Source organism: Streptomyces sp. ISL-12 (genome assembly GCF_018614415.1).
Lineage (GTDB): Bacteria > Actinomycetota > Actinomycetes > Streptomycetales > Streptomycetaceae > Streptomyces.
Genome location: NZ_JAGGOO010000138.1, coordinates 1 through 18738, shown reverse-complemented (window position 1 = coordinate 18738; position 18738 = coordinate 1). Strand labels below are relative to the sequence as shown.

At 71.8% G+C, this 18738-nt stretch carries 16 protein-coding genes; 7 read left to right on the top strand and 9 right to left on the bottom strand.

The features are described 5' to 3' along the window. Positions 1-199: 199 nt before the first annotated feature. Complete coding sequence (locus J7I94_RS32350; protein WP_215172935.1) at positions 200-1372, top strand: C40 family peptidase; 1173 nt, start codon at positions 200-202, stop codon at positions 1370-1372. 64 nt (positions 1373-1436) lie between these two features. On the opposite strand, the gene J7I94_RS32345 is transcribed toward J7I94_RS32350, so the two are convergent. From J7I94_RS32345 to J7I94_RS32335, 3 genes are all read right to left on the bottom strand, one after another. After that, the gene (locus J7I94_RS32345) at positions 1437-1790 is read right to left on the bottom strand and encodes a hypothetical protein (protein WP_215172933.1); all 354 of its coding nucleotides are present in this window, start codon (positions 1788-1790) and stop codon (positions 1437-1439) included. Positions 1791-1997: 207 nt separating this feature from the next. Beyond that, the gene (locus J7I94_RS32340) at positions 1998-2717 is read right to left on the bottom strand and encodes a response regulator transcription factor (protein ID WP_215172931.1); all 720 of its coding nucleotides are present in this window, start codon (positions 2715-2717) and stop codon (positions 1998-2000) included. Continuing rightward, the gene (locus J7I94_RS32335) at positions 2714-4006 is read right to left on the bottom strand and encodes an ATP-binding protein (protein ID WP_215172929.1); all 1293 of its coding nucleotides are present in this window, start codon (positions 4004-4006) and stop codon (positions 2714-2716) included. The genes J7I94_RS32340 and J7I94_RS32335 overlap by 4 nt, the downstream gene beginning before the upstream one ends. A gap of 179 nt (positions 4007-4185) precedes the next feature. On the opposite strand from J7I94_RS32335, the gene J7I94_RS32330 reads away from it, so the two are divergent. Then, positions 4186-5619 (top strand): PspC domain-containing protein, encoded by a 1434-nt coding sequence (locus J7I94_RS32330; protein WP_215172927.1) that lies wholly within the window; start codon positions 4186-4188, stop codon positions 5617-5619. Beyond that, on the top strand, positions 5606-5857 hold the full coding sequence (locus tag J7I94_RS32325) for a hypothetical protein (RefSeq protein WP_215172925.1): 252 nt from the start codon (positions 5606-5608) through the stop codon (positions 5855-5857). Before J7I94_RS32330 ends, J7I94_RS32325 begins: the two co-directional genes overlap by 14 nt. A 111-nt stretch (positions 5858-5968) precedes the next feature. Here the strand turns inward: J7I94_RS32325 and J7I94_RS32320 are convergent, their stop codons facing one another. Together J7I94_RS32320 and J7I94_RS32315 are read right to left on the bottom strand one after the other, a co-directional pair. Then, positions 5969-6481: a DoxX family protein gene (locus J7I94_RS32320; protein WP_215172923.1), complete on the bottom strand. Its 513-nt coding sequence runs from the start codon at positions 6479-6481 to the stop codon at positions 5969-5971. A gap of 315 nt (positions 6482-6796) precedes the next feature. Further along, positions 6797-8071: a hypothetical protein gene (locus tag J7I94_RS32315; RefSeq protein ID WP_308114788.1), complete on the bottom strand. Its 1275-nt coding sequence runs from the start codon at positions 8069-8071 to the stop codon at positions 6797-6799. Between the two features lie 167 nt (positions 8072-8238). Here J7I94_RS32315 and J7I94_RS32310 point away from each other — a divergent pair, with 167 nt between their 5' ends. Then, positions 8239-9132: a DUF4429 domain-containing protein gene (locus J7I94_RS32310; protein WP_215172919.1), complete on the top strand. Its 894-nt coding sequence runs from the start codon at positions 8239-8241 to the stop codon at positions 9130-9132. 157 nt (positions 9133-9289) lie between these two features. Here J7I94_RS32310 and J7I94_RS32300 read toward each other — a convergent pair whose 3' ends face one another. After that, positions 9290-10093 carry a class II aldolase/adducin family protein gene (locus J7I94_RS32300; RefSeq protein ID WP_215172917.1) on the bottom strand — a complete coding sequence of 268 codons (804 nt, stop codon included), beginning with the start codon at positions 10091-10093 and terminating at the stop codon, positions 9290-9292. 152 nt (positions 10094-10245) lie between these two features. Here J7I94_RS32300 and J7I94_RS32295 point away from each other — a divergent pair, with 152 nt between their 5' ends. Continuing rightward, entirely contained in the window at positions 10246-10719 is a 474-nt protein-coding gene (locus J7I94_RS32295; protein WP_215172915.1) for a pyridoxamine 5'-phosphate oxidase family protein, read from the top strand. A gap of 13 nt (positions 10720-10732) precedes the next feature. Here the strand turns inward: J7I94_RS32295 and guaA are convergent, their stop codons facing one another. Beyond that, positions 10733-12316: a glutamine-hydrolyzing GMP synthase gene (gene guaA / locus J7I94_RS32290; RefSeq protein ID WP_215172913.1), complete on the bottom strand. Its 1584-nt coding sequence runs from the start codon at positions 12314-12316 to the stop codon at positions 10733-10735. A gap of 335 nt (positions 12317-12651) precedes the next feature. Between guaA and J7I94_RS32285 the strand changes: the two genes are divergently transcribed. Together J7I94_RS32285 and J7I94_RS32280 are read left to right on the top strand one after the other, a co-directional pair. Then, a complete protein-coding gene (locus J7I94_RS32285) occupies positions 12652-12966 on the top strand; it encodes a chorismate mutase (protein WP_215172911.1) in 315 nt (104 codons plus the stop codon). 851 nt (positions 12967-13817) lie between these two features. Next, on the top strand, positions 13818-14789 hold the full coding sequence (locus J7I94_RS32280; protein ID WP_251076070.1) for an LAETG motif-containing sortase-dependent surface protein: 972 nt from the start codon (positions 13818-13820) through the stop codon (positions 14787-14789). 214 nt (positions 14790-15003) lie between these two features. On the opposite strand, the gene J7I94_RS32275 is transcribed toward J7I94_RS32280, so the two are convergent. After that, complete coding sequence (locus J7I94_RS32275; protein WP_215172906.1) at positions 15004-16806, bottom strand: GMC oxidoreductase; 1803 nt, start codon at positions 16804-16806, stop codon at positions 15004-15006. Between the two features lie 69 nt (positions 16807-16875). After that, on the bottom strand, positions 16876-18528 hold the full coding sequence (locus tag J7I94_RS32270) for a succinic semialdehyde dehydrogenase (RefSeq protein WP_251076069.1): 1653 nt from the start codon (positions 18526-18528) through the stop codon (positions 16876-16878). Positions 18529-18738 lie beyond the last annotated feature (210 nt).

Here is an 18738-nt window from a genome sequence, read left to right as displayed (position 1 = left end):
AATCCGGCGTGCCCGCGCGGCGCCCGGAACCGGGGACCCACCGCGACATGGGTGAATCGGTTCACAGCCCTCCCCCGGGCCCGAACCGTAGGGCAGCCTTCCGTACCACCTCCGCCCGAACCCTCCCCCAGGCCTGAACGGCCCAGGGGCACCCCCATCGCTCACCCCGGTAGGCGGAGCACGGAAGGAGTCGCCTCCCTTGGCGTCGCACCGCAAGTCGCGTCCCTCCGGAACACTCATGGCAGGCATACGGACCCCCGTCCTGGCCACGGCCGCGCTGACCTCCGTGGCCCTGCTCCCCCAGACGGCCACCGCGGCCCCCGCCGACGACCGGCCGAGCCTCGAAGAGGTCCAGAAGAAGGTCGACGACCTCTACCGCCAGGCCGGGTCGGCCACCGAGAAGTACAACGCGGCCAAGGAGAAGACCGCGATCCAGCGCGAGCGGGTCGACAGCCTCCTGGACGACGTCGCCCAGCGCACCCAGGAGCTGAACGACGCGCGCGAGGAGCTGGGCTCCTTCGCCGCCGCCCAGTACCGCACCGGCGCGGCCGTCTCCGACACCGCGACCCTCCTGCTCGCGGACTCCCCGCAGGACTACTTCGACCAGAACCAGCTGATGGACCGGCTCACCGGCCGCCAGAAGCAGATGGTCGACGACTACGTCACCCAGCAGGCCGAGACGATGGAGAAGCGCCAGGAGGCCACCGAGAGCCTCCAGACGCTCACCACGTCACAGAAGGACCTGAAGACGGCCAAGGCCACCGTCCAGACGAAACTCGCCTCTGCGCGTGAGCTGCTGGCCGACCTGACAGCCCAGGAGAAGGCGCGGCTCGCCGCGATCGAGAAGAAGAAGCAGGAGGAGGCGGCCCGCAAGGCCGAGGAGCTGGCCCGGCAGCAGGCCGAGGAGCAGCGGCGCCAGGAGGAGGCCGCGCAGGCCGCCGCCGCGCAGGAGAGCGGCTCCTCGGAGTCGACGGGGTCGACCGGGTCGACGTCCGCGACCGACTCCTCGTACGCCACCAAGGCCGAGAAGGCCCTGGCCTTCGCCCGCGCCCAGATCGGCAAGCCGTACGTCTGGGGCGCCACCGGCCCCGACTCCTACGACTGCTCCGGCCTCACCCAGGCCGCCTGGAAGGACGCGGGCGTCGACCTGCCCCGCACCACCTACGACCAGGTCAACGCCGGAACGACGGTGTCCGTCTCCGCGGCGCAACCCGGTGACCTGGTCTTCTTCTACGACGACATCTCGCACGTCGGCATCTACATCGGCAACGGCATGATGATCCACGCGCCGAAGCCGGGCGCCTACGTCCGCGAGGAGTCCGTCTACTACGACGGCGAGTCGTCGATCTACAGCGTGGTGCGCCCGGCCTGAGCGGTTCCGCTCCCCAGGCACCGGCCCCGGCCTGGTACGCCGGTCGCGTCCGCGCGGCCGGCGCTCAGGTCCACAGCACCGCGATGAAGACGTTCAGCATGGTCAGCGCGCCGACAAGCCCGAACAGCCCCTTCTCCACCTTCTCCTCGTCCCGTTTCACGTAGACGAGGCCGAGGATCACGACCAGCACGGCCAGCTTCACGCCGATCTTGATGTTGTTGACGGACTGGTCGTCGGCCTGGTTCAGCCCGACCAGGATCACCCCCGTGACCAGCATGGTCAGCGCGCCGTGCAGCATCGCCGGGCCGAAGCGTGCGGTGCCCTCGCCCATCGCCTTCATCTGGGTGAGGAAGCCGCCGAGCAGCGCCGCGATGCCGATGATGTGCAGACCGACGAAGAGGTGGATGAGTACGTCCATGAGTCCGGAGCCTAATGAAGGGCGCGGACCCGGCCGGCCGCCAGTCCCCCAGTCCCCGGTCCCCCGGTCCCCTACGGGGCAACGCTCCACCCGGCCGCCGTGCCCCCGATTCCACACATCGGTCATCACCCTGCGTGAAGAGAACGGCCCCGAGAGGGGACCTGAGTCACCTACACAGGCCGGCAAGGCCGTCCGGTGCGGGCCGGGTCAGACGAGGCGCCGCGCGGTGGCCCACCTCGTCAGCTCGTGGCGGTTGGACAACTGGAGTTTGCGCAGGACCGCCGAGACATGGGACTCGACCGTCTTGACGGAGATGAACAGCTGCTTGGCGATCTCCTTGTACGCGTAGCCACGGGCGATGAGGCGCAGCACCTCGCGCTCCCGCTGGGTGAGGCGGTCGAGGTCCTCGTCGACCGGCGGAGCGTCGGTGGAGGCAAAGGCGTCGAGGACGAAGCCGGCCAGGCGGGGCGAGAAGACGGCGTCGCCCTCCTGGACGCGGAAGACCGAGTCGACGAGGTCGGAACCGGTGATCGTCTTGGTCACATAGCCGCGGGCGCCACCGCGGATCACACCGATCACGTCCTCCGCCGCGTCCGAGACGGACAGGGCGAGGAAGCGGACGGGCCGCTCGGCGTCGGCCATCAACGGGGCGCAGCGACGCAGGACTTCGACGCCACCGCCGCCCGGGAGGTGGACGTCGAGCAGGACCACCTCGGGCCGGGTCGCGGTGATGACCGTGACGGCCTGGTCGACGTCGGCGGCCTCGCCGACCACCTCGACCCCGGTCTGCTCGGTCCGGCCGATCTCGGCCTGCACGCCCGTACGGAACATACGGTGGTCGTCGACGAGGACCACGCGCACGTGCCGCCCGGCCGCACCGCCGGTCGACTCGGCGGACTCCGCGTTCGCTTCGGTCGGGTCGCTCATGACGTCTTCTCCGCCCTCTCCATCTCCAGCTCGACCTCCGTGCCGCCGCCGGGCACCGCGCGCAGTCGCGCCGTGCCGCCGTTGCGTTCCATGCGGCCGATGATCGATTCTCTGACACCCATCCGGTCGGCGGGTATCGACTCGAGGTCGAAGCCGGGTCCCCGGTCCCGGACGGACACGAAGACCGTCCTGCCCTCGACTTCGGCGAAGACCTGTACGGCACCGCCCTCGCCACCGTACTTGGCCGCGTTCACCATCGCTTCGCGCGCGGCCTGCGTCTGTGCCCCGATCCGTTCGTCGAGCGGGCAGTCGCCGACCACGACGACCTCTATGGGGACGCCGTGCTTGTCCTCGACCTCGGCGGCGTCGCGCTTCACGGCCTCGGCGAGGGTGGCCGGCTCGTCGTCCTCGTCCTTGCCGTTGCCCTCCGGCTTGTAGAGCCAGGCACGCAGGTCCCGCTCCTGAGCGCGGGCCAGGCGCCGTACCTCGCCGGGACTTTCCGCGTTGCGCTGGATCAGGGTCAGGGTGTGCAGCACCGAGTCGTGCACATGGGCGGCGACCTCGGCGCGCTCCTGCGCCCGGATACGCATCAGGCGTTCCTCGGAGAGGTCCTGCGTCATGCGCACGAGATACGGCCCGGCCAGCAGCGTTATGCCGACCAGCACCGCGAGGGCCGCCTGGAGCACGGACCCGAGGTGGGCCGCTGAGCCCTGCAGCACGAAGATGCCGGAGACACCGGCCGTCACCAGCAGCACCCCGGCCACCGCGCGCAGCAACCGGACCGTGCGCCGGCGCCGGCCCGCCTCGACCCAGCGGGCCCGGCGGGCGTTGTCCGCCTGCCGCCAGACGAGGGCGACGCCCGCGCCGACCAGCACGGTCGGCCAGAGGTACGCCTTCACCCCGCCGCTCAGATTCACGTTGCCCACGAAGACCATGGCCACGACGACCATGAGGAGCAGGGCGACGATCTGTCCCTTGTCCGGTCTGCGGGCGACGAGTCTGCGGCGGCCGTCCGGGGAGGTCTCGGTGGAGACGAGGGACGGCGGCTTCTGTGCGTCGACACCGCCGACGCCGAGCGGCACGAAGAACCAGAACGCCGCGTAGAGCAGCGCGCCGAGCCCGTCGGCCATGAACAGGCCGACGAAGACCAGCCGCACCCAGACCACGGGCAGCCCGAGGTGGCCCGCGAGCCCCCGCGCCACTCCACCGAGCCAGCGTCCGTCGCTGCTGCGGTAGAGCTTGCGCGGCGGCCGTGGCTCGACGACTGGCGCTGCTGCGGCTTCCGGCATGCCAACGATGGTCACACGGCCCCGGGGCCAGGGCATCAGGGTGTATCCCGGAGACTCCCCTGATCTTCGCAGCGGCGTGTCGTCGAACATCTCCCCGGCGCCTCATCAGGGCCGATATCAGGGTCCTACCAGGGTCCTACCGGCTGCCGCCGCGGCGCCGCGCCCGCCACCATGGACGCATGACAGAAAACGAGCGCGCCGCGGCGGGTACGGGACCCGGTACCGGCCCGCGCCCGCCACGGGGCGCCGGGCCACAGGACACCGCGCCCGGCGCGGATGCCACGCCCGGTGCCGGCGCCGATGCCGGGGCCGGGCCGGGTGTGCCCGGGCCTCCGCACCGGTTCCGCCGCGACCGGCGGCACAAGATGGTCGCCGGGGTGTGCGCGGGACTCGGCCGGCAGTGCGACATGGACCCGGTGATCTTCCGGATCACGCTGGCGGTGCTCTCCGCGACCGGCGGCCTCGGCCTGCTCTTCTACGGCTTCGCGTGGCTGTTCGTCCCGGCTGACGACGAGGACGAGAACGAGGTGCGCAAGCTGCTGACCGGCCGCGTCGACGGCCAGGCGCTGGCAGCCGTGCTCTTCGCCCTGGTCGGCTGCGGCGTCTTCCTGACCATGCTGCACAACAGCGGGGTGCTCACCTTCGCCGTGGTCCTCTCCCTTCTGCTCGCGGGCGCGGGGTACTGGTCGCAACAGCGCGGCACGCCCGGGCCCGACCCGCTCGCCGCGCAGGCCGTCGCCGACGCCCCGCCCGAGGCGAAGGCACCACCGGTCATCATCACCTGGCCGTCCTGGTGGCGTGACCCCCTCGTGAAGGACGGCTCCCATTCCGGCGGCACGGGTTATCTGTGGGGGCCGAGCGACGCCCGCGCCCGGGACATAGCGGCGGCCGTCAACATCAGCCTGGGCGACCACGGCCACGACCATGACCGCGACCGGGCAGGACCGGGCGAACCGCGCCCCCGGCCGCCCAGGCCGCGCGGTCCCCGCGGGATCGGCGGCTGGGTCTTCCTGCTGGCCCTCGTCGCCGGCGCCCTCGGCACCCGGGCGTCCTGGGGCGAGCAGGCGCTGGGCACCAGCCTGCAGACCGGCCTGGCCTGCGCGCTGGCCGTCTTCGGCCTGGGCATCGCGGTCAGCGCCTTCCTCGGGCGCACGGGAGCCGGTTCGGTCTTCCTGGCGATCGTCACGGCGGGGCTGCTCGCCGCGTCGGCCGCCCTGCCCAAGGACATCGGCACCGAGTGGGTGCGCACCGACTGGACACCCGCCTCGGCGGCGGAGTTGAAGCAGCGGTACGACGTCGGCACCGGCGTCGGCACCCTGGACCTGTCCCGGCTGGACCTGGACACGGACCGGACGGTGACCACCCGGGTCGAGGCGGGCCTGGGCCGGATACGGGTCATCGTGCCGCCGGACGTGACGGTGCGGCTGGACGTCGAGGTCGGACTGGGCGACATCCAACTGCCGGGCGACGATCAGAAGGACGTGGACGTGGCACCGGACAAGCACCGGCGGGTGACCCTGACTCCCACCGATGGGGTCAAGGGCGCCGGGACACTCGACCTCGATGTGGAGGTCGGCCTCGGCCAGGCGGAGGTGAGCCGTGCTGCGTCATGAGTTCCAGCCGGGGCGGCTGGTGGCCGGGGCCTTCCTGGCCGTGGCGGGCGTCGTCTACGCCGGCGACGCGGGCGGGCTGTGGGAGACACCGTGGTTCGCGGTGATCCCCGTCGTCATCGGCGGCCTCTGCCTCGCGGGTGCGGTGGGCACGCTGGCCCACGGGGTACGGCGACGCCGACGGCCACCGGACCACCGCCCGCCCGACACCGCCGAGCCGCACGCGGACACCCGGAGCTGAGGCCGGGCGGAGGACCGGCACAAACCCCGTAGCTCCGTTCCCCCCGTCCCCCGCTCCACCCGTTCCCCAGACCCACAGGCCCCCGGGTCACCGGGTCACCGGGACACCGGGTCACCCGTACGCGCCTCGTCGCCGTCGTCGCCGCGCACGCAACCCCGCGTCCAGCGACAGCACCGGCGCACCCGCCAGCACGAGAGGAATCCACGCCATGAGGTAGGCCAGGTCATTGCCGTAGTAGTACGGGTCGGAGGCCCAGCTCACCGTCAGCCACAGGCTGAGCGAGATCAGGGCACCGCCCAACGCGGCGAGCCGGGCGAGAAGGCCGATCAGGGTGCCGATGCCGACGGCCAGCTCCCCGAAGGCGATGGCGTAGCCGAAGCCGGACGGGCTCTTCAGGGAGAGGTCGACGAGGGCGGGAACGGCCGAGGAGTCACGGACGGTCCGCATCATGTCGCCGACGGAACCGGAGCCCGAGTCCTTCATGAAGGCGCTGTCGGTCAGTTTGTCGATGCCGGCGTAGACGAAGGTGATGCCGAGGAAGACCCGCAGAGGAAGGAGCGCATACCGGGTGGCCCGCTCGCGCCAGTCCAGGGCGCCGTCGCCGGGGGACGTGTCCGTCCGCATGCCGTGAGCCATCGCTGCCAGCCGCCTCTCGCCCGCCGCGTGCCGAGACCCCCTCGACGTCCATACGTACGACGCGGAGGACCCGCTCAATCCTCACGGGCCAAGATTTTTCCGACTGGATCGTTTTCTGACCGATGGGAGACCACTCTGCTCAAAGATCACCCTGCTCGGAGACCGCCTTGCTCGGAGACCGCCTTGCTCGGAGACCGCCTTGCCCGGAGACCGCCTCGCCCGGAGACCGCCTCGCTTGGACACCACCCTGCACGGAGACCACCCTGCGTGAAAACCACCTTGCGTGGAGACCGCTCCGGGCGCTCACTCCGTCACGTCGACCACGCACCGGTTGGTTTCCACTCCCGCCGCCGTGACCACCTGCACCTCGACCCGCCCCGGCTCCACGTCCGCCGGTACGGGCACGGTCAGCAGCGTGTCGGTGGGGTTGCTGAAGCCGCCGGCGACCGGGACCAGCGGCACGTGGACATTGACCGCGCCGATCCGCACCACCATCCGGGACAGTCGGTCCGCGCTCTGCGCCCCCGGCGGTACGAATCCGGCACCCCGGATCTCGATGTCGTCGCCCGTCCGGATGGGCCCGTCCAGAGCACCGGCCTCCCGGGCCCGCACCACCGAGAGGACCACCGGACGGCCTCCCTCGGCGTACTTGCCGGCCAGGTAGGTCGCCGCCGACACCAGCACCACGACCGCCAGCCCCCACGGCAGGTCCGGCAACTGCTCCGGCCGGCGGGCCAGCCGTACCGCCCCGAACAACAGGGCGACCCCGTTGATCACGACGTACTGGATGTCGGCGAAGGTCCCGCGTCCGGCGTCGTCCGTCAGCAGATCGGCCGCGCGCGGCCGGTCCGCCCGTACCTTCTGGAGCCGTTGTCCCAGCACCCGCAGCCCGACCACCCGCCGTACCAGGACGGCGATCCCGCAGACCACCGCGAGCACCGTCACCACACCGGCGCCCCGGCGCAGTTCGAGGCCGGAGATGAGGGCGTCCCGGTCTCCGGGCGCGGAGGCCAGCGCCAGTTGTCCCACCAGCACCAGTACCGCGTAGGCGACGAACAGCACCCAGGCCACCGCCACGGCGCGGGACGTGGAGAGCCGGTTGTCCTCGCCGATGACCGGGGCCAGCGCGCCGCCCCGGGCCCGGTGGAACCAGGACGCCGCCGTCAGCGCCCCGGCCACGACCAGCGCCGCCGCCAGACCGGCGGTCCGGGCGGGCGTCCAGCCGCCGCCCACCGCGGTGAGCGCCTGCACCAGCAGCAGGACCACCACGGCAGCCAGCGCCGCGCCGGCCGTGCGGCGCCACAGGCCGGCCAGCCAGGCCCCGCCCTCGGCCCGGCCGCGTTCGGCGACGAGTCCGGCGGACTGGGTCAGTTCCTCGGAGACCCACTGCCGGGAGGCCGACGCCGAGTGGGCCACCGCGGCCGGCAGCCCCTGTCCGGCCGCGAACTCGTCCCTGCGCAGGGCGAAATCGGCGACCGCCCGCCGATGGCCCTCACGTGCGCCGTGCGGGCAGTCCCCGCACGTGCACCCGCCGCCGTGCACGCCCGCCCCACCGTGTCTCGCCTCCTGCACCGCCACGCCCGACATCCACCTTCCGCACCCTTGCGACCGGACCCGCAACTCCCCCGGGACGACAGCGAATTGTGCCCTACACCACCCCGTTCGCGCCGGGCGCCCCCGGCCTCCTCTGCTCAGCACGGGTGACGTGCGGTCCGCAGGGTTGACCCGGCTGCGAGAATTCCCTTATGGCCGAGATCATCCAGCGTGACGGGGCCTGGGCCTTCGACGGCAGTACGGTCAGGATCACCCCGGGCCTGCACCGCTCGGTACCGCTGTTCCGGCAGGCGTACGGGGAGGTCGCCGTACCGCTGGAGGCCGTCTCGGGCGTCGTCTTCGAACCGGAACGCAAGCGCGGGCGGCTCCGGCTGCGGCTGCGGGAGGGCGCCGACCCCCTGCTCCAGGCGACCGGCGGCCGGCTCCCCGACCCGGCGGACCCCTACCGGCTGACGGTGGACACCGACCGCGCCGGGATCGCCGAGTACGTCGCCGAGGAGATCCGCCGGGCGCTGCTGCTCGACCGGATTCCCAAGGAGCCCACCAAGGCGTACCTGCTGCCCGGCCCTCCGGTCCCGGTCTCGGTCCGTTCCTCCGACGGCACGGTCTCCTTCGACGGCACCCAGGTACGGATCGACTGGGCGGACACCTCCGAGCGGGTCAAACGCGCCACGGGGCCCAGGCTCATCCACGTGGGTGACCTCGTGCGGGTCGAGTGGCTGCCCAACTCCGGTCACGAGGACGGTGTTCTGCGCTTCGTGACGCGGGAGACGGTCTCCTCCGAGCTGCCGCCGGAGAAGGACCCGTACGCCCTGGATCTGTGGGGAAACGCCCGCCGCGATCTGCTCACCGTGCTGGTCGCCACCGCGGTCACCGCCCGGCTGCCGCATCCGTCGGCCCGCGCGGCTCTCGACGGTCCCCTGAGGGACGAGGGCTCCGGCCCGGCCCGCGCCGTGCCGACGCCGGCCGACCATCACGACGTACTGCTGTGCCGACTGCGCGAGTTGGGGCGGTTGCACCGCGACGGGGTCCTCACCGACGAGGAGTTCGCGATGGCCAAGGCGGTGGTGCTCCGGGGGTTCTGAGACGCGGCCCGCTGCGGGCAGGCCGGAGCCGTCGCACCCGTTCGACCTGTCAGACCCATCGAACTCGTTCGACCCGTCAAACCCGTTCGACCCGTCAAACCCGCCAAACCCGTCAAACCCGTTCGACCCGTCAGACCCGTCGGACCCGTCGGACCCGTCAGTCCAGCAGGTCCGGTTCGTCGCGGGTGACCTCGCGCCACAGCGGCTGGTAGTTGATCCACGCCACCAGGTCCCCGCCGAGTTGCTCCCAGGTCGCCGTCGCGCGTCGGTGTTCGATCAGTACGGGCCGGCCCGCCGCCTTGGCCGCCAGTTGCACCTGGCAGCACCGTTCCATCGACAGGAACCACCAGGCCGCCGCGTCCACCGAGTCGCCGACCGTCAGCAGTCCGTGGTTGCGCAGCACCAGCGCCTTGCGGGAGCCGAGCGCCGCGGCGATGCGCCGCCCCTCCTCGGCGTCGACCGTGACGCCGCTGTAGGAGTCGTAGAGGGCGTGGTCCTCGTAGAAGGCGCAGCTCTCCTGGGTGATGGGGTCGAGCAGGTCGCCGAGGGCGGCGAGCGCGCGGCCGTGCACCGAGTGGCAGTGGGCGACGGCGACGACGTCGGGGCGGGCGGCGTGCACCCGGGAGTGGACGGTGAAGGCGGCCTGGTTGACGTGGTAGCGGCCCTCGATGACCTGGCCGTCGGCGTTGGCCAGGACCAGGTCGCTCACCGTGACGTGCCGGAACGGCAGACCGAAGGGGTTGACCCAGAAGCAGTCGGTGAACTCGGGATCGCGGGCGGTGATGTGCCCGGAGACACCGTCCTCAAGGCCGTACCGTCCGAAGATCCGCAGCGCGCCCGCCAGCCGCTCCTTGCGGTGCCGGCGTTCGTCGGCGACGGACTCGTGCATCGGCGGCATCGCGAACTGGAGCTTGTCGAGTGGCCGCGGCGGGGGCGGAGCGGCCCCGGGCGTCCCGTGCATGTGTCCTCCGGCACTGGGTTGATTCACGGGGCGTGAAGTTACCCTCGGTGAGCCGGGGAAGACAGTTCTGTTCCGTAAATGTGCGGGACTGATCGACGCCGTCCGACCGATACCCGACAGCAGATGTCCGGTTTGGGCGGGAGACTCGGCGCATGACAGCGAACTGGGCCTTCTTCGCCGCCGCCGAACCCGATCTCGCCACGACCGTGGAGCGGCGTTTCGGCGCCTTCACCCACCACGTCCTCGCCACCCTGCGCAAGGACGGCTCGCCCCGGACCAGCGGTCTGGAGGTGCGTTTTCTCGCCGGTGAGCTGTGGCTCGGCATGATGCCGGGCTCGCTCAAGGCCCTGGACCTGCGCCGCGACCCGCGCTTCGCGCTCCAGGCCAACCCCGGGGAGGGCACCGGCATGGGCGGCGGTGATGTGCGGATCGGCGGGCGGGCGATCGAGGTCGAGGACGCGGAGGTGAAGGCCGGATACGTGGAAGAGGTGAAACCGCCGGAGCCGTTCCACCTCTTCCGTACCGAGCTGACGGAGGTCGTGCGGACCTACGTGGAGGACGACGCGTATCTCGTCGTCCAGGTCTGGCAGCCCGGAGAGCCCCTGCGCACCGTCAGGCGCGCATAGGGGTTCACAGCGGTCACTCCCACTCGATGGTGCCCGGGGGCTTCGACGTCACGTCGAGGACGACCCGGTTGACGTCCTTGACCTCGTTGGTGATGCGGGTCGAGATCTTGGACAGCACGTCGTACGGCAGCCGGGACCAGTCGGCCGTCATCGCGTCCTCGGAGGAGACGGGCCGCAGCACGATCGGGTGGCCGTAGGTGCGGCCGTCGCCCTGGACGCCGACCGAGCGGACGTCGGCGAGCAGGACCACCGGGCACTGCCAGATCTCGCGGTCGAGACCGGCCGCCGTCAGCTCCTCGCGGGCGATGGCGTCGGCCTCGCGCAGCAGGTCGAGCCGCTCCTTGGTGACCTCGCCGACGATCCGGATACCGAGGCCGGGGCCGGGGAAGGGCTGGCGCTGGACGATCTCCTCCGGCAGGCCCAGTTCCTGGCCGACCATCCGGACCTCGTCCTTGAACAGCTTGCGCAGCGGTTCGATCAGCTGGAACTCGAGGTCCTCGGGGAGCCCGCCGACGTTGTGGTGCGACTTGATGTTGGCGGTGCCGGTGCCGCCGCCGGACTCGACCACGTCCGGGTACAGGGTGCCCTGGACGAGGAACTCGACCGCCGGGCCCTCGTCGGCGATGATCTCGGCCTGGGCCTGCTCGAAGACCCGGATGAACTCCCGGCCGATGATCTTCCGCTTCTCCTCGGGGTCGGAGACGCCCTTCAGCGCGGTCAGGAACCGCTCCTCGGCGTCCACGACCTTGAGCTGCACGCCGGTCGCGGCGACGAAGTCCTTCTCGACCTGCTCGGTCTCGCCCTTGCGCATCAGGCCGTGGTCGACGTAGACGCAGGTCAGCTGGGAGCCGATGGCCTTCTGGACCAGGGCCGCGGCGACCGCGGAGTCCACGCCGCCGGACAGGCCGCAGATGGCGCGCTTGTCGCCGACCTGCTCGCGGATCGCGGCGACCTGCTCCTCGATCACGTTGCCGGTGGTCCAGTCGGGGGTCAGGCCCGCGCCCCGGTAGAGGAAGTGCTCCAGCACCTGCTGCCCGTGCGTGGAGTGCATCACCTCGGGGTGGTACTGGACGCCGTAGAGCTTCTTCTCGTCGTTCTCGAAGGCGGCGACCGGGACGACGTCCGTGGAGGCGGTGACGGTGAAGCCCTCGGGGGCGGCGGAGCAGGCGTCGCCGTGCGACATCCAGACCGCCTGCTCGGCCGGGGTGCCTTCGAAGAGGGTGGAGGACGGCCGGGAGACGGCGAGGTCGGTACGGCCGTACTCGCGGGCGCCGCTGTTGTCGACCGTGCCGCCGAGGGACTGCGCCATCAGCTGGAAGCCGTAGCACATGCCGAAGACGGGGACGCCGGCCTCGAAGATCTCGCGGTCGAGGCGGGGGGCGCCCTCCTCGTAGACCGAGGACGGGCCGCCGGAGAGGATGATGGCCGCCGGGTTCTTGGCGAGCATGTCCTGGACCGGCATGGTGCTCGGCACGATCTCGCTGTAGACCCGGGCCTCGCGGACTCGGCGGGCGATGAGCTGGGCGTACTGCGCGCCGAAGTCGACGACCAGAACGGTGTCGGGGGCGGCGTTGGCAGCGGGAGTCGCTGATGACACGAGGTGCCTTCCGGCGGTCGGGCGGGGGGCTTGTGACTCCGATTCTACCGAGGTGGGCACGTGACCCGTCCCGGCCACGGACGCCGGTGGCACGTCTCACCATGCGAAAGGGCTTGGCCACCGTGTGTTCCCCCCGGCATACTGGGCTCATGCTCACTCCGCAGCAGGCTTTCCTGTTTACCTATGGCAACCGGCCCACCGGCTGCCATGGTCGTGCTGCTTGAGCAACTGACAGCGACTTCCCAGGCGCCCCGGGCCGACAAGGCCCGGGGCGCTTGACGTTTCTCCGGATCCTGTCGCTCCGGGGCACCCCGTCCGACGAGGAGCCCCCGCCCATGACCACCACCGCCACCACCACCGCCGCCACCGCCACCGCCACCGACGCGACCGGCGCCCGCACCCCCGAAGCAGCCGACGTGATCACCGGCGCCCGGGAACGCATCGACGCGCTCGACGACCGGATCATCGGCCTGATCCAGGAACGCATGGCCGTCTCGGCCGTCATCCAGGACGCCCGGATCGCCTCCGGCGGCCGGCGCGTGAACCTCTCCCGCGAGATGGACGTCCTCTCCCACTACCGCGAGGCCCTCGGCAAGCCGGGCACCGCCCTCGCCATGACCCTCCTCGAACTGTGCCGGGGCCGCGTCTGAACCGGTCGCGACGAGCGGGTCGCATACGAGCGGGTCACACCCGAGCCAATTGCACCCGAGCCAGTCGCATCCGAGCCGGCCGCACCCGAGCCAGTAGCACCCGAGCCGGTCGCATCTGAGTTCGGGGCCGTTCTCACCCGTACGGCGCGTGACCGGTTGCCGCGTCGCTTCGTTGGTCCCGGTGTCCGTGCCAGCCAGGGGCGGGCCCGAAAGAACCACGCGTGGCTCGCTGGAGCGATGAGACGTACGGATCGTGCCGTACGTCGTGGGACCTCGCTCCAGGGAAGTGACCGGACGGCAGGGGACAGCAGCCCGGTCACCCAACAGAACGGTCGGCTCCGGGGACGCCCGGGGCCGACCGTCGGTAAATGTTCAGGAATGTTCAAGTCCGCGTCAAACGGTTGCGGAGCTTGCTCTTCCTCCAGCACGATGCGTGCACAGCCCGAGCTCTTCTCTCACGTAGTCCGATGTCCCCGTGCCGACGCGCCGGGGCATCCGTGACCAGCGGCGCGACCCCCCAGCGCCGCTCCGCGGGCACCGGCGCCGCCCTGACGCCGGTGCCGGCCGGCGAAGGGCCCCGCAGCCATCCGCCGCGGGGCCCTTCGCCGTGTCGGCCGTCCGGCCCGAACGGGCACGGAAGCCGAGCGTGAGCGAACCGCGCCGGACAGTGGTGATCCACGCCGCATGAGAATTCCATGAACGCGCGGACAACCATTCGCAGGTCTCACTTATCCAACCTGCTGACCCAAGGGCCCCGGCCGCGCCCCACCGCGGAGGTTTCCTTCATCGTCCGTGCCGCGTCCCAGCGGTACGCCCGACTTCCCGAGGTGTTCATGAAGCTTCGCCGCGCCATGGCAGCAGCAGCCGCGACGGCAGTGATCGCCCCCGTGGCGCTGCTCGCCGCTCCGGCCGCGTACGCCACCGGAGAGACGCCGTCCGCCTCACCGAGCACCTCCGCAAGCGTGCCGGCCGCCGAGAGCACGCCGCCCGCCCCGTCCACCTCCGCGCCGGAGACCACGCCCGAGGAGAACCCCTCCACGAGCGCCGCCCCGACGGACGAGGCCGGCCAGTCGCCCTCGGCGAGCGCCTCGCCCACCGGCTCCGGCAGCCCGTCGCCGAGCGCCTCGAAGCCCGAGGAATCGGAGTCGCCGGAACCCGAGCCGAGCGAGTGCGTGGCCGAGGCGGTCGACTCGGACATCACCGGGCTGCCGGGCAAGATCGCGGCGGGCAGTGGCTGGCACGAGTTCTCCCTCACCGTGAAGAACACGTCCGACGGCACGCTCTACGGGCTCGGCTACCTGATCAGCGCCGCCTCGAACAAGGCCGGTGACGACCTGTTCACCAGCCGGACCGTCCGCCTCCAGGCGTACGACCCCGAGGAGAAGAGCTGGTACGACCTCGACGAGTACGGCTACGCCATCGGCTACGCCGGGATGACCGAGGAACTCAAGCCCGGCTACGAGGCCGAGGTTCCGCTGCGCCTCAACGTGGCCGCCGGTGCCGCGACCGGTACGGCCTTCACGATCGGCTCGACGCTCTACGCCGACGACGACCTGTGCGTCCGCGACCTGGAGGTGGCGTACCAGTTCCAGATCGTCGCCGCCGGCACGGACACCTCCGGCACCAAGCCCCAGACAGGCGGCAAGGTGCCCGTGGCCAGCGCGTCGCCCTCGGCCGGCACCCCGCAGGTCACCGGCAACCTGGCCGAGACCGGTTCCAGTTCCGCGCTGCCGATGGTCGGCCTGGTCGGCGGCTTCGCCGTCGTCGCCGGTGCCGGCGCGGTGTTCGCGGTGCGGCGGCGCAAGGCCGGCGCCGAGGCGTAGCCGGCACATGGTATCTGCGGGCCTGTGGACCGGGCCCGGCGCAGAACAGGGAAGGACCCGCGCTCGGAGGGGGGTGCGGGTCCTTTTCCTTTCCGGCCGGGTCTTCCCGTCGGGGCTGCGGGCTTCGGGCTTCGGGCTTCGGGCTTCGGCTACGGCTACGGGCTACGGCTACGGCTACGGGCTACGGGCTACGGGCTACGGGCTACGGCTACGGCTACGGCTTCGGCGGCACCGTCGGCATGCCCAGGAACGGCAGCCGCAGCGCGCCGAACGCGTCCGCCGGGACCGCCGGGGACTTGGGCTCGACGGGGGCCAGACGCTCGTACGCCCTGCCCTGTGCCGGGCGCGGGTCGGGCTCGCCCTTGTTCGGCCAGTAGGACATGGCCCGTTCGGCCTGGGCGGTGATGGTCAGGGACGGGTTGACGCCCAGGTTGGCCGAGACCGCGGCGCCGTCGACGACGGAGATGCCGGGGTGGCCGTACAGCCGGTGGTACGGGTCGATGACGCCGGTCTCGCGGGTGGCGCCGATCGGGCAGCCGCCGAGGAAGTGGGCGGTGAGCGGGGTGCCCATCAGCTCGCCGACGTTGGAGCCGGGGAAGCCGTTGATCTCGGCGGCGAGCGCGGAGGCGCTCTCGGTGGCGGCCTCGATCTGCTTGGGGTTGGGCGAGCCGTGGCCCTGGCGGGCGGTGAGCAGGCCCTTGCCGACGCCCGCCGGTTTCAGGTAGGTCGTCAGGGAGTTGTCCAGCGACTGCATCACCAGGCCGATGATGGTCCGCTCCGACCAGCGCCGGTTGGAGAGGGAGCGCAGGACCAGCAGCGGGTGCCTGGCCGCGTTGGCCAGGAAGCCCAGGACGCGGGTGGTCCCGGAGGCGGTCCGGCCGGCGTACGGGACCTGGAGGATCGACAGGCCGCCCATCGCGTTGGAGCCCTTGCCGTAACGGACCGGCTCGATGTGGGTGTTGGCGTCGGGGTGGACCGAGGACGTGATGGCGACGCCGCGGGTGAAGTCGGCCTTCGGCTCCCCGGTGGCCTTGCGGTAGCGCCGGTCGTCGGTCTGGGCGCCGACCAGGGCCTCGGAGTTGGTGCGGGTCAGCGACCCGAGCCGGTCGGATATGTACGGGAGCTGCCCGCCGGCCTTCATCCGGTGCAGCAGGGTCTGGGTGCCGTACGTGCCGGCCGCGAGGACCACCCGGCGGGCGGTGAGGGTGCGGCCCTCGCTCTTCCTCCGGTTCCGGTCCCGGCGGTCGGTGGGGAGGGTGGTCACCGCGTAGCCGCCCCGGGAGTCGTCCGTGACGGAGACGACCGTCGTCATCGGGTGCACGACGGCGCCCGCCTTCTCGGCGAGGTAGAGGTAGTTCTCGTTGAGGGTGTTCTTCGCGCCGTGCCGGCAGCCGGTCATGCACTCGCCGCACTCGGCGCAGGCGTGCCGGTCCGGGCCCGCGCCGCCGAAGTAGGGGTCCGCGACCCGCTCCCCCGGCCTGGCCCGCACCGACCCGTCGGCGTCCCTGCCGTCGCCGAAGAAGACGCCGACCGGCGCCAGGTGGAAGGTGTCGCCGCAGCCCATCCGCTCGGCGGCGGCCTTCAGGTGGATGTCGGAGGGGGTCGTCGTCGGGTTGAGCCGGACGCCGAGCATGCGGCGGGCCTGGTCGTAGTAGGGCGCCAGCTCGTCCTTCCAGTCGGTGATGTCACGCCACTGGGGGTCCTCGAAGAAGGGCGCGGGCGGGACGTAGAGGGTGTTGGCGTAGTTGAGGGAGCCACCGCCGACCCCGGCGCCTGCCAGGACCATGACATTTCCGAGGAGGTGGATGCGCTGGAGGCCGAACATGCCGAGCCGGGGGGCCCAGAGGTAGTTCTTCAGGTCCCAGGAGTTCTTGGGCAGCGACGCGCGGGTGAAGCGGCGGCCGGCTTCCAGGACGCCCACCTTGTAGCCCTTCTCGGTGAGGCGCAGGGCGCTCACCGAGCCGCCGAAGCCTGAGCCGACGACGATGACGTCGTAGTCGTAAGCGTCCTGGGGCACGGTTGTCTCCTCGTCGAGTTTCACGTGCGGGTTCGTCTGTGGTGGCAGGGGGCCCGGGGCCTCGGGTGGCTAGCGCAGCCGGAACGTCTTCATCAGGCGGAGGCTGCGGGTCATGAACCGGGCGTACTTCTCGTCGTCCATGCCGAGCGACGGGGCCATCGGCAGCAGGCGCTGGTGAGCGACGGTCTGGGCCTCGGTGTACTTGAGGATGCCCTCGGAGCCGTGCCGGCGGCCGAGGCCGGAGTCCTTCATGCCGCCCATCGGCGCCCGGACGCTGCCGTAGGCGGCGGCGTACCCCTCGTTGATGTTGACGGTGCCGGTGCGCAGGCGGGCGGCGACCCCGTGGCCGCGCCGGGCGTCCCTGGTCCAGACCGAGGAGTTCAGGCCGTACGGCGTCGCGTTGGCGAGTTCGACGGCCTCCTCCTCGGTGTGGAAGCGGTGGACGGAGACGACCGGGCCGAAGGTCTCCTCGGTGCACACCGTCATGGGGGCGGTGACGCCTTCGAGGATGGTCGGCTCGTAGAAGTACGGACCGATGTCCGGGCGGGCGACCCCGCCGGCGACGAGCTTCGCGCCGCGTTCGACGGCGTCGGCCACGTGCCGCTGTACGGTCTCCAGCTGCCGTTCCCCCACCAGCGACCCCATGTCGGCGCCGTAGGACAGGGAGTTGCCCAGCCGCATCGCCCTGGTGCGGGCGGCGAAGCGCTCCAGGAAGGCGTCGGCGACGGACTCGTGGACGTAGAGCCGCTCGATGGAGATGCAGAGCTGGCCGGCCGAGGAGAAGCAGGCCCGGACGGCACCCGCCGCGGCCTTCTCGATGTCGGCGTCCTCCAGGACCAGCATGGCGTTCTTGCCGCCGAGTTCGAGGGAGACGCCGACCAGGCGGGCGGCGGCGCCCTGGGCGACCTCGCGGCCGGTGCGGGTGGAGCCGGTGAAGGAGACGTAGTCGGCGTGCTTGACGACCTCGGGGCCGACGACCGGGCCCTCGCCGAGGACGACCTGGAGGACCCCGGCGGGCAGCCCGGCCTCGATGAGCAGGTCACGAGCCCACAGGGCGGTCAGGCAGGTCTCGGTGTCGGGCTTCATCACGACCGCGTTGCCCGCGACGAAGGCGGGGAGCGCGTCGCCGACGGACAGTTCGAGGGGGTAGTTCCAGGGGGCGATCTGGCCGACGACGCCGCGCGGGTGGCGCAGTTCGGTGACCTTCGTCAGGGTCGGTACGGCGCCGGTGTGCCGCCTCGGCTTCAGGTACGCGGTGGCGCGGCGGCCGTAGTGGCGGGCGGCGACGGCGACGGCCTGGACCTCCTCGTGGGCGTGCAGGCGGGCCTTGCCGGTCTCCAGCTGGATCAGGTCGAGGACCTCGGCCTGGCGCTGGAGGACCAGGTCGTGGAAGCGCAGCAGAACGGCGGCGCGCTCCCGGACCGGGGTCCGCGCCCAGGCGGGCTGGGCGGCACGGGCACGGTCGTACGCCTTCGCCACGTCCGCCGGTGTCGACTCCGGCAGGTCGGCCAGCTTCCGGCCGGTGAACGGCGCGTGGCTGACCGTCCGTCCGGAACCGGTCACCCCCTTGGTGAGCTGGGCGATCAGCTCGGGCGTGACCACGTCGGCGGCGGTGCGGGCGCCCTCCGGTGCGGGGGCGAGGGGGTTGGTGCCGGCCGGTGCCGGGCCGGTCCGTCCCGTGCCGGTCTTCTCGGTGCTGTCCAGGGCCTGCGCATCCGTCATGAGCGGCAGGGTATGCCGCGCCGGGGCCCTTGTGTACCCGTCGGTAATCCAGATTCACCGACTGCTCACATGGCGCCAGTGATCGGTGGCAACGAATGCCTGATCAGGGCGTTGTCCGGCTCTGCCGACGTTTTTCCTCAGGACGAGGGCGGTGGAGGCGGGGTCGTGGACGTGGGAGGTGTGGAGGCGGCGGAGGCGGCGGGGGAGAGG

What these genes read in the sequence shown, in the direction of transcription:
- J7I94_RS32345 (WP_215172933.1), bottom strand. Translation starts at nt 1,790, where the DNA reads ATGGACGTACTCATCCACCTCTTCGTCGGTCTGCACATCATCGGCATC.
- J7I94_RS32340 (WP_215172931.1), bottom strand. Translation starts at nt 2,717, where the DNA reads ATGAGCGACCCGACCGAAGCGAACGCGGAGTCCGCCGAGTCGACCGGC.
- J7I94_RS32335 (WP_215172929.1), bottom strand. Translation starts at nt 4,006, where the DNA reads ATGCCGGAAGCCGCAGCAGCGCCAGTCGTCGAGCCACGGCCGCCGCGC.
- J7I94_RS32330 (WP_215172927.1), top strand. Translation starts at nt 4,186, where the DNA reads ATGACAGAAAACGAGCGCGCCGCGGCGGGTACGGGACCCGGTACCGGC.
- J7I94_RS32320 (WP_215172923.1), bottom strand. Translation starts at nt 6,481, where the DNA reads ATGCGGACGGACACGTCCCCCGGCGACGGCGCCCTGGACTGGCGCGAG.
- J7I94_RS32310 (WP_215172919.1), top strand. Translation starts at nt 8,239, where the DNA reads ATGGCCGAGATCATCCAGCGTGACGGGGCCTGGGCCTTCGACGGCAGT.
- J7I94_RS32300 (WP_215172917.1), bottom strand. Translation starts at nt 10,093, where the DNA reads ATGCACGGGACGCCCGGGGCCGCTCCGCCCCCGCCGCGGCCACTCGAC.
- J7I94_RS32295 (WP_215172915.1), top strand. Translation starts at nt 10,246, where the DNA reads ATGACAGCGAACTGGGCCTTCTTCGCCGCCGCCGAACCCGATCTCGCC.
- J7I94_RS32285 (WP_215172911.1), top strand. Translation starts at nt 12,652, where the DNA reads ATGACCACCACCGCCACCACCACCGCCGCCACCGCCACCGCCACCGAC.
- J7I94_RS32280 (WP_251076070.1), top strand. Translation starts at nt 13,818, where the DNA reads ATGGCAGCAGCAGCCGCGACGGCAGTGATCGCCCCCGTGGCGCTGCTC.
- J7I94_RS32270 (WP_251076069.1), bottom strand. Translation starts at nt 18,528, where the DNA reads ATGACGGATGCGCAGGCCCTGGACAGCACCGAGAAGACCGGCACGGGA.